The sequence below is a fragment of the Mycobacterium sp. E3339 genome (assembly GCF_001666915.1).
Classification (GTDB): Bacteria; Actinomycetota; Actinomycetes; order Mycobacteriales; family Mycobacteriaceae; genus Mycobacterium.
Genome location: NZ_LZIZ01000055.1, coordinates 1 through 812 on the forward strand (window position 1 = coordinate 1; position 812 = coordinate 812).

The window sequence follows — 812 nt, forward strand, 5'->3', positions numbered from 1 at the left end:
ACCCCGACCCCACCACCGCGCCCACCTTCGACGCCCAACACTGGGCCACCAACATGCGCAACCCCGTCCACTTCCAACAGGCCATCACCCACGCCGGCACCACGCACCACACCTTCATCGAAATCAGCCCCCACCCCCTCCTCACCCAAGCCATCCTCGACACCCTGCGGGCAGAAGCGACTCCGCGCGCCGAGTACCTGAGCATCGGCACCTTGCAACGCGATACGGATGACACGGTCACCTTCCGCACCAACCTGTACGCGGCCGGGGCGGCACCGCAGACCCCGCACCCGCCCGAACCGCATCCGCAGATCCCCACCACCCCGTGGCACCACACCCGCCACTGGGTCGAGGCCGCGAGCCCGCAGACGCCGGGATCTGCGCCCACCAAAGGGTTTGCCCCACAATCACATCCAGCGGACGGCCCCCTCGACGAGTGGTCGGCCCGGCTGGCATGGCCGGCGCGGCCGCTGCCCCCGGCCGACCCGGGTGCCCGCACCGAGAGCGGCCGGTGGCTGGTGATCGCCGACACCGACCTGGCCGCCGAACTGAGCCGCGTCGCCGAGGTGCAGGCCGCCGACGCGGACCCGAGCGCCCTTGGTCAGGCGCTCGGCGAGGTCGATTACGTGCTGTACGCGCCCCCGGCCCCCGACGATCCGCTCGACGTCGGGGATGCCTACCAGCTGTTTCATCAGGTCCGTCGGATCGCCGCGGCGATGGCCGCCGCGGGGTCGTCGGCCAAGTTGTTCATCGTCACCCGCAACGCCCAACCCATCACCGAGGGCGACCGCGCCAACCCCAGCCACGGAGCG

At 71.4% G+C, this 812-nt stretch carries 1 protein-coding gene; it reads left to right on the forward strand.

Annotation, left to right across the window (positions count from 1 at the left end):
- A partial coding sequence (locus A5702_RS04545; RefSeq protein WP_156669485.1) for an acyltransferase domain-containing protein occupies positions 1–812 on the forward strand: 812 nt, incomplete at both ends.